We start from the raw sequence: 9,293 nt of genomic DNA, 5'->3' as shown, positions 1-9,293 counted from the left end.
CTGACGCTGTTCTTCCACCCGAGCATGAACGAGGTCGTCTACCACGGCTCGTACGTCCCCCTCCAGGGCGTACGGATGTCGGAGGCGTTCAAGTCGACGCTGGACATCAGCTTCGACGTGCGCGGCGGTCTGCTGATGCGGCAGATCCACCACTGGGCCGCGCTGATCTTCCTCGCGGCCATGTTCGTCCACATGATGCGGGTCTTCTTCACCGGCGCGTTCCGCAAGCCGCGCGAGGTCAACTGGATGTTCGGCTTCCTGCTGTTCGTCCTCGGCATGCTGACCGGCTTCACCGGCTACTCGCTGCCGGACGACCTGCTCTCCGGCACCGGTGTCCGCATCGCCGACAGCATGATCCTGGCCGTCCCGCTGGTCGGCACCTACCTGTCGTTCTACGTCTTCGGCGGGGAGTTCCCCGGCACGGACTTCGTCAGCCGGTTCTTCCCGATCCACGTCCTGCTGCTGCCGGGCATCATGCTCGCGCTGATGGTGGGTCACCTGATCCTGGTGTTCCACCACAAGCACACGCAGTTCGCGGGTCCGGGCCGGACCAACAAGAACGTCGTCGGCATGCCCTTCATGCCGGTCTACATGGCCAAGGCGGGCGGCTTCTTCTTCCTGGTCTTCGGCGCCATCGCGGCCATCTCCGCGATAGCCACGATCAACCCGGTCTGGGACGCGGGCCCGTACCGCCCGGACCACGTCTCCAACGGCTCCCAGCCCGACTGGTACATGGGCTACACGGAGGGTGCCGTCCGGGCCATGCCCGGCTGGGAGTGGGACGTCCTGGGGCACACGATCAACTTCGGCGTGCTGATCCCGGTGGTGCTGCTGGTCGCGGTGCCGGGGGTGCTCGCCGCGTACCCGTTCGTCGAGGCGTGGATCACCGGCGACCAGCGCGAGCACCACATCCTGGACCGGCCGCGCAACGCGCCGACCCGCACCGCCTTCGGCGTGGCCTGGCTCAGCTGGTACGGCGTGCTGCTGCTGGCCGGCGGCAACGACCTGCTGGGGCTGTTGTTCCAACTGTCGGCCAACGGCGTCACCTGGTTCGCCCGCATCGGGTTCTTCGTGGTCCCACCGTTGGCCTTCGTCATCACCCGGCGCATCTGTCTCGGTCTGCAACGCCGCGACCGCGACAAGGTGTTGCACGGACGCGAGTCCGGCATCATCAAGCGGCTGCCGCACGGTGAGTTCGTCGAGGTCCACGAGCCGCTCACGCAGGAGCAGCTGCACGTCCTCACGGCGCACGAGCAGGGCCGGCCCGTCGCGCTGGAGTCCGCGGTCGACGACAACGGCGTCGAGCGCAAGCTGACCCGCAAGGAGAAGCTGCGCGCCCGGCTCTCCCAGGGCTACTTCGGCGAGGGCAAGCAGATCCCCAAGCCGACCACCGAGGAGTACCTGGAGATCACCAGCGGCCACGGCCACCACTGAGTTCCACCGGCCCGGCGTTCCCCCCTGCGCGGGGACGCCGGGCCTTCCCACATCACTTGACTGCAAGGTGACTTGATAGGGCGTGCACCCGGCCACAATGGACCGGGCCGCGACGAGCCGCGATCATAATTCCGTCGACGAATCCACCGGTGCCGGCCTCCGCCGCCCGGACCGCGCCGCCCATGCCCGGCCCCGCACCGGCCGCACCTCGCCACCCGCACCACCGACCGGGGCCGCGGGACACCTTCCCCAACCGCGGCTCCGACCCCGCAGGCACCGCCGGACCCCGGCCAGGCCATGCGCTCTCACCTGCACAACGCGACCAGAAGGGCGAGAAGATGAGCCTGCGCTCGGGCACCGGCGGCCGTGACGCCGGAGACGGCCACGCCGTCGTGATCGGGTCGGGCCTCGCGGGCCTCACCGCGGCCCAGGCCCTGGTCGACCACATGGACCGGGTCACCGTCGTCGAACGCGACCGGCTCCCCCAGGGTCCGCGCCGGCGCCGCGGCGTACCGCACGCCCGGCACGCGCACCACCTGATGCCGCCGGGCCGCCAGGGCCTCGAGCAGCTCTTCCCCGGCATCACCCGGGAGCTGCACGCCGCGGGCATGGTCAACGTCCGCGTCCCGCAGGACACCCTCCTGCTCGGGCCCGGCGGCTGGATACCCCGCTTCGAGGGCGAGCTGGCCATGACCACGGGATCGCGCGACGTCCTGGACGCGGTGGTGCGGGACCGGCTGCGCGCCGACCCCAAGGTGACCTTCCTCCAGGAGCACGAGGCCGTCGGCCTGCGGGCGGGCCGCCACGACACGGTGACGGGCCTGTGGGTCCGCGGCCGCGACCGCGGCACCCCCGGCGGCTGGGGCGAACCCCGGGTGATCGACGCCGAGTTCATCGTCGACGCCTCGGGCGACGCCTCGCGCGCCCCGCGGTGGCTGGACGAACTGGGCTACGGGACGCCGCAGGAGACCGTGTCCGGCACCGGGACGGGCTGCGCCTCGGCCCTGTTCGCCCCGCCCGTCGGCCACGTCGCCGACTGGACGTACCTGCGGCTGATGGCCTCGCCGGACGCGCCGCGCGAGGGCGTCCTGGCCCCCGTCGCCGGCGGCAAGTGGATGGTGTCGCTCTCCGGCGGCTTCTCCGGGGGCCTCTTCGGGAGCGCCGGCCCGGACGGCCTCCCCGCCGGCCACGACGGCTTCCTGCGGGCCGCCGGCGAACTGCGCCACCCCCTGCTGCGCGAGGTCCTGGAGGGCGCCACCCCTCTCGGTCCCGTCTACCGCTCCCGCCTCGGGGAGAACCGCTGGCGCCACTACGAGAGGATGCGTCGCTGGCCCGACCAGTTCCTCGTCGTCGGGGACGCCCTGGCCACCTTCAACCCCTCCTACGGGCACGGCATGTCGGTGGCCGTCCACTGCGCGCTGCTGCTCGACTCGCTGCTGCGCAGCCACGGCAGCCCGGTCGGGGTCACCTACCGGCTGCGGCAGAGCCTGGCCCGGCAGGTCGCGTCCGCCTGGCAGGCCGCCACCACCGCCGACTTCGCCCCCTCCCGGCCCGAGGGAACACAGCCCGACCTGGGCACCCGGCTCCTCCGCCGCTACGCCGACCGGCTCGCCGCGGCCGCCCCGGGCAGCCGGCGGGCGGCCGGCGCCCTGCTGGAGGGCCAGCTGCTCGTCGACCCGCTGCCGCCCATGCGGCCGGGCGTGCTCGCGGCGGCCCTGCGCGGACCGCGCCGGGGCGCGCCGACGGACCCGCCCAGCACCACCCACGGCACGCCCCGGCGCAAGGGCTCGCCGGTGAAGCGCGTGCCCGGGCCCCCGGCCGCCGGTGTGCGCGGCGCGCGCCCGGTCGGCTCACCGGTCCGCTGATCCTTTTCCACCGACTCGCCCCCGGATCACAGTAATCCGGCAACCCGGTGTTCCACCACGGAAATTGAATATCCCGCACGATTGCTCTCACTATTCTCTCCCGGGCCACCTCGACAACCCGAGAGGGAATCAGTTGATAACCAATCCGCGCCTTTCCGTGCTCTACGTCAGCGACCGGAACAGAACTGTCGAGTTCCTCACCAAGATCCTCGACTTCGAACTCATGGCGGACGTACCCCTCAACGACGGCGGACGCTGGGTCGAAGTCCGTCCGAAGGGGTCGCAGACCTGCGTGGTGCTCGCGGCCGTCGAGCCGGAGGTCCTGGCGCGGCTGCGCTCCACGGTCGGCCGGATGACGCACGGCTGGTTCGACTGCGACGACCTGGACGCCACCGTGGGCGACCTGCGGGCGCGCGGCGTCACGATCGTCGTGGAGCCGCAGGTGGCGCCGTGGCGGGAGAACGCCCGCTGGGCACAGATCGCCGGTGACGACGGCAACCTCTACGGGCTGACCGAACGCGGCCACTGAGGCGGGGGGGTCACCTCGGCGGTCGATCGCGGCCTCTGATCACACCTTTGATCGCGCCTCCGATCGCGCCTCCGGTCGCGCCTCCGATCGCGGCGTGTGATCGACGCAAGTGAACGCGGCGGTCGGCCGAAACGGTTCACCGCCGGGAGCGGGCGCGCGGGAGGGACGCGCTCCCGAACGGCACAGCGCCCCGGACGGGCGGATGGACGGACGGATGGAGGGAGGGACCGGGTTTCCGGCCCCTCCCTCCATCCGTCAATTCGCGGGGCGCACGCGGACCCACCCCGACGGAATTTACTCGTGCCCCCTACACCGGACAAGAGGCGTACAAGACGTACAAGCGGCGGGGAATTCCCCGCGGTTGCCCCTCACCCGGCACTGTCGTTTACTTGGGATCCCCGCCCTCCCAGCCGCTGACGGGGTAGTCGACGTATCCCTCGGCCTCGCCGGCGTAGTACGTGGCCTGGTTCGCGCCGGCCAGCTCGCGGCCCATCGCGAAGCGGGTGACGAGGTCGGGGTTGGCGATGAAGTGCGTGGCGTACGCGACGGCGTCGGCGATGCCCTCCTCGACGACGGCGTTGCCCGTCTCCCGGTCGAAGCCGTTGTTGGCGATCAACGGGCCGTCGAACAGCCGCCGGTAGCGGGCGACGGCCTCGAAGTCCGGGGTGCCGCCCGGGGCGGGGACGTCCCGGCCGCGCAGGTGCAGATAGGCCACGGGGTGGTGATTGAGCTCGGCCACCAGCTCGTCGTAGTCCGCGAGGGTCCGCTCGTCCGGGGCGAAGCGGTCCCCGGAGGTCCAGTAGGGGGACAGCCGGACGCCGACGCGCCGTCCTTCCCAGGGCTCGGCCACGGCCTCGACGATCTCCAGCAGCAGGCGCCGGCGGCGGGCGGCGTCCCCGCCGTAGGCGTCGGTGCGGTGGTTGAGCCGGGGGTTGAGGAACTGCGGGATCAGGTAGGGGCCGATGCCGTGGATCTCGACGCCGTCGAACCCGGCCTCGCGGGCGTTCCGCGCGGCGGCCCGGTAGTCGGCGACCGTGGCCGCGATGTCCTCGGCGGTCATCTCGCGGGGGGTGACGGTGTCCGTGAACCCCCGGGCGGTGAAGGTCATTTCGTTGGGGTTGACGGCGGACGGGCCGGCGGGCAGCTCACCGCCGAGGTGGTCGGGGTGCGAGGCAGCGCCCACGTGCCACAGCTGCTGGACGATCCGGCCGCCGAGGGCGTGCACGACGCCGGTGACCCGCCGCCACGCGGCCACCTGCTGCTCGCTGTAGGCGCCGGGGACGTTGATGAAGCCGATGGCCCGCTCGCTGATCCAGCTGCCCTCGGTGATGATCAGCCCCGCGCTGGCCCGCTGGCCGTAGTAGGCCGCGTGCAGATCCGTCGGCACCAGCTCGTCGTTGACCGCGCGGGCGCGCGTGGTCGGGGCCATCACCACCCGGTTGGGCAGCGTCAGGTCGCCGAGTTCCACCGGTCGCAGCAGCGGTTGCGTCAGGGTGGTGGTCGGCCGGGTCGTACTCATCGTGTGTTCCCCTCATGGTTCAGGGCCGGCGAGGGCCGGCATAAGGTCGCGCGCGAGGGGGCGGACCGCACCCGCGGTTCCGGCACGTCGATCACCGCCTGTTCCGTCGCCCCGACTCCATGCATTGACCATGAAATCAAACGAACTTGACGACGAAAGGTGACCCCCCGCCCGGGGCGCACGGACCTTCGAGGGGAGCGGCCGGAGAGAACACCGGCCCGGGCATGGACAGCGAGGAATGGTCTAGTCCACAATGAGCGAGTAAAGCTCCGCCCACCCCGCACAGGTGGGCGGCAAGGGCCCGGCGCTCTCTGCCCTGACCGCGTCGCGGCCCCGGTCGGCCGACCCCGGGCACGGGGCCCGCACACCCCGCGGACCCGGGCCGGCCGATATCAGCTCCGGGCTGCGGCGCCGGTCGGGTCGAGGGTCCCTGCCGCGCGCCGCGGCCCGTGGCGCCGTCCGTTCCCCAAGGCTCTACGGCCAGGCCCGCAGGGCCGGTTCGGCCACGGCCTCCAGCTCCTCGCGCGTGGCGCCGTCGCGCGCCTGCTGCGACATGCCCTGGACGGCGACGGCGGTGAAGCGCGCGAGGGCGCGCGCGTCGGTGTCCGCCGGGAGCCCGCCCGCTGCCTTGTCCGCCTCGATCACCCGCTCCATCGCCCGCACGTCGGCCTCGCGGCGCTCGCGCAGCCCGGCCACCACGTCGGCCGAGGCGGCGGTCGCGTTGGTGGCGGCGGTGACGACCAGGCAGCCGTGCGGCCGGCCGGGGGCCGTGTACGCGGCGGCGGCCTCGCGCAGGGCGCGCCCGACGCCCCGGCGGGCGGTGGGCTCCTCGGCGAGGGCCCGGCCGAAGAAGGCGCCGTAGGTGTGGCCGTACTCCTCGACGGCCGCGGAGAACAGGGCCTTCTTGTCGCCGAACGCGGCGTAGAGGCTGGGCGCGCCGATGCCCATGACGCGGGTGAGGCCGGCGATCGAGGTGGCCTCTCGACTTGCTCCTCGAACCTGAAACCCGAGGATTCCGGCCTTCTCCCCCGTTGCTGCGCCGCTGCGCGACACGGGCTCCGGGAGGGAATCCGTGGCTTCCTGCTTCGTTGCGCTGCGCCAGAACGGGTTCTGGTCCTGTCGGCGCTCCACAGACCGATACCGCCGGCCCGGCGGCCTTTTCCACGTAGCGCGTCGGCGACCTCCGGCATGGGCCGACCTCTGTTAGATTGGTGAAGATTGGTCTATACCACCCCCACCAGATCGGCAGGCCCACGTGGAAGTTGTCATCGTCCCGGACGCCAAGGCAGGCGGCGAACTCATCGCGGAGGCCATCGCCGCCCTGCTGAGCCGCAAGCCCGACGCTCTGCTCGGCGTTGCCACCGGCTCGACGCCGCTGCCCATCTACGACGCCCTGGCGGCCCGGGTGCGCTCCGGCGCGCTGGACGCCTCGCGCGCCCGCATCTGCCAGCTCGACGAATACGTCGGCCTGCCGGCCGACCACCCGGAGTCCTACCGCTCCACGGTGCTGCGCCAGGTCGTGGAGCCGCTCGGGCTGACCGAGTCCTCCTTCACGGGCCCCGACGGGAACGCCGAGGACGTCCAGGGCGCCTGTGACGCCTACGACCGCGCGCTGGCGGAGGCCGGCGGCGTGGACCTCCAGCTGCTGGGCATCGGCACCGACGGCCACATCGGCTTCAACGAGCCCTGCTCCTCCCTCGCCTCCCGCACCCGCATCAAGACCCTGACGGAGCAGACGCGGCAGGACAACGCCCGCTTCTTCGACAGCATCGACGAGGTCCCGCACCACGTCATCACCCAGGGCATCGGCACCATCCTGGAGGCCCGCCACCTGGTCCTCCTGGCCACCGGCGCCGGCAAGGCCGAGGCCGTGGCCCGCTCGGTCGAGGGCCCGGTCTCCGCCCTGGTCCCCGCCTCGGCGCTGCAGCTGCACCCCCACGCGACGGTGGTCGTGGACGAGGCGGCCGCGTCCGAACTGAAGCTGGCGGACTACTTCCGCGCGACGTACGCGGCCAAGCCGGCCTGGCAGGGGCTGTAACCCCCGCCAGGGGCAGGCGGGGCACAGGTCTGGCCCCAACCCTGCCCCCGAACTCTCCGGAGGGGCCGCTCCTCGGACGGGCTGGATTCCGTGCATGGCATGGAATCCAGCCCGGGCGCGGTTTGGGGGCCGGCCCGGCGCACCCCGTTTCGGGGCCCCGGGCGGGGGAATGAGCCCCGCCGGCGTTTGGGGGCGCCCCCGGGGGGGGGCCCGGGGCGCGGGGGGGGGGGGGGGGGGGGCCCCCCCCCCCCCCCCCCCCGCCCGCGCGGAGCGCGGCACCGGGGCCCGGGGCTCGCCCCGGAGGAAACGGTGAAAGGGCGGGGCTGGGGCAAAAACCCCCGGCCCCCTCCAGGGCCCGCCCTCACACCGACACCACCGGCACCCCCGCAATCACCTCCGCCGCCGCAACCCCGCACACCCGCGCCGCACCGTGCGTAGCGACATGCAGCGCCCCCACCGGCGCCGCGACCGGCAACCCCATCTCCACCACCACCGTGTCCGGCCGCGCCGCCAGCACCGCGCCCAGCACCTCCCCCATCCACCCGTGCCGATGGACGTCCCGCACCACGGCGACGATCCGCCGCCCGCCCGCCGCCCGGAGCACCTCGTCCGCCGCGGCCGTCTCCCGCCCGTATGTCCCGCTCGACGTCCCCGGCAGCAGCCGTTCCAGCTCCGCCCCCACGCCCCACGGCGTCTCGTCGCCCACCGCGATGTTCGCCAGCGGGGTGAACGCGGCGACGTACGCCGGCCCGTCCAGCGGCACGTGCCCCGCCGAGGCGGTCACGCGCAACGCCCGCCGCGCGGCGGCCAGCCCCACCCCGGGATCGGGGGCAACGCCCGCCCCCGAGGCCACGGCCCAGGACGCCAGCGCCCGCACCCGCCCCGCCGCCTCCGCGAGCCGCGACTCGCTCAACTCCCCCTCCCGCACGGCCAGGACCAGCGCGTCGCGCAACCGCAGCACGGTGTCCTCGTCCGCCAGCCCGCCCCCGACACAGATCGCGTCGGCACCGGCGGCCACCGCCAGCACGCTCCCCCGCTCGATGCCGTACCGGTCCGCGATGGCCCGCATCTCCATGCCGTCCGTGACGATCAGCCCGTCGAAGCCGAGCCCGCCCCGCTCGACGGGCGCCCGCAGCAGCCCGTGCAGCGCGGCCGGGCTGAGCGTGGCCGGCAGCTGCGGATCGAGCGCGGGCAGCAGGATGTGCGCGCTCATCACGGCCTTGGTGCCCGCCGCGACGGCCGCCCGGAAGGGCACGAGCTCCCGCGCCTCCAGCGTCCCCAAATCCACGTCCACCCGCGGCAGATCGTGATGCGAGTCCACCGATGTGTCCCCGTGCCCCGGGAAGTGCTTGGCGCACGTCGCGACGCCCGCCGCCTGCATGCCCTCGACGTACGCCGCGGTGTGCCGGGCGACGCGCCGGGGATCGGCCCCGAAGGACCGTACGCCGATGACCGGGTTGTCGGGATCGGAGTTGACGTCCGCGGACGGCGCCCAGTTGAGGTTGACCCCGCAGGCGGCGAGGCGGCGGCCCAGTTCCCCGGCGACCGCCCGGGTCAGCGCGGTGTCGTCGACCGCGCCGAGCGCGAGGTTGCCGGGGAACGAGGAGCCGGTGCGGACTTCGAGGCGGGTGACGTCCCCGCCCTCCTCGTCGATCGCCACCAGCACGTCCTCCCGCTCGGCGCGCAACTGTGCCGTGAGTACGGCCAGTTGCTCCGCCGAGGCGATGTTGCGCCCGAACAGGCCGACGGAGGCGAGTCCTTCGCCGAGCCGCCGCAGCAGCCAGTCGGGGGCGGTCGTGCCGGTGAAGCCGGGCTGGAGGACGGTCAGGGCGTCACGGGTAAGCGTGTCCATCAGCTCTTCTTTCGAGGGGACCACCGGCTTTACCAGTGGGGGGAATCGAGTCCTTG

7 protein-coding genes are annotated in these 9,293 nt (G+C 73.3%); 4 read left to right on the top strand and 3 right to left on the bottom strand.

Going from position 1 to position 9,293, the window contains the following annotated elements:
* The 3 genes from I5Q34_RS16160 to I5Q34_RS16150 form a co-directional block, all read left to right on the top strand.
* A partial coding sequence (locus I5Q34_RS16160; RefSeq protein WP_199892869.1) for a ubiquinol-cytochrome c reductase cytochrome b subunit occupies positions 1-1,434 on the top strand: 1,434 nt, incomplete at its 5' end.
* A gap of 338 nt (positions 1,435-1,772) precedes the next feature.
* On the top strand, positions 1,773-3,299 hold the full coding sequence (locus I5Q34_RS16155) for an NAD(P)/FAD-dependent oxidoreductase (RefSeq protein WP_199892868.1): 1,527 nt from the start codon (positions 1,773-1,775) through the stop codon (positions 3,297-3,299).
* Positions 3,300-3,456: 157 nt separating this feature from the next.
* Entirely contained in the window at positions 3,457-3,828 is a 372-nt protein-coding gene (locus I5Q34_RS16150) for a VOC family protein (protein WP_199892867.1), read from the top strand.
* Between the two features lie 385 nt (positions 3,829-4,213).
* Here the strand turns inward: I5Q34_RS16150 and I5Q34_RS16145 are convergent, their stop codons facing one another.
* Both I5Q34_RS16145 and I5Q34_RS16140 read right to left on the bottom strand, forming a co-directional pair.
* The gene (locus I5Q34_RS16145; RefSeq protein WP_199892866.1) at positions 4,214-5,347 is read right to left on the bottom strand and encodes an alkene reductase; all 1,134 of its coding nucleotides are present in this window, start codon (positions 5,345-5,347) and stop codon (positions 4,214-4,216) included.
* 474 nt (positions 5,348-5,821) lie between these two features.
* The gene (locus I5Q34_RS16140; protein ID WP_199892865.1) at positions 5,822-6,295 is read right to left on the bottom strand and encodes a TetR/AcrR family transcriptional regulator; all 474 of its coding nucleotides are present in this window, start codon (positions 6,293-6,295) and stop codon (positions 5,822-5,824) included.
* A gap of 307 nt (positions 6,296-6,602) precedes the next feature.
* On the opposite strand from I5Q34_RS16140, the gene nagB reads away from it, so the two are divergent.
* Entirely contained in the window at positions 6,603-7,385 is a 783-nt protein-coding gene (nagB, locus tag I5Q34_RS16135) for a glucosamine-6-phosphate deaminase (RefSeq protein WP_199892864.1), read from the top strand.
* A gap of 361 nt (positions 7,386-7,746) precedes the next feature.
* On the opposite strand, the gene I5Q34_RS16130 is transcribed toward nagB, so the two are convergent.
* Positions 7,747-9,237, bottom strand: a complete 1,491-nt coding sequence (locus tag I5Q34_RS16130; protein WP_199892863.1) for a glycoside hydrolase family 3 protein — start codon at positions 9,235-9,237, stop codon at positions 7,747-7,749.
* Positions 9,238-9,293: the final 56 nt, after the last annotated feature.

Origin of the sequence: Streptomyces sp. AV19, from assembly GCF_015999245.1 — a bacterium.
GTDB lineage: Bacteria > Actinomycetota > Actinomycetes > Streptomycetales > Streptomycetaceae > Streptomyces.
Note: the sequence above shows the minus strand (reverse complement) of the source record. Positions and strands in the feature narration are given on the sequence as shown.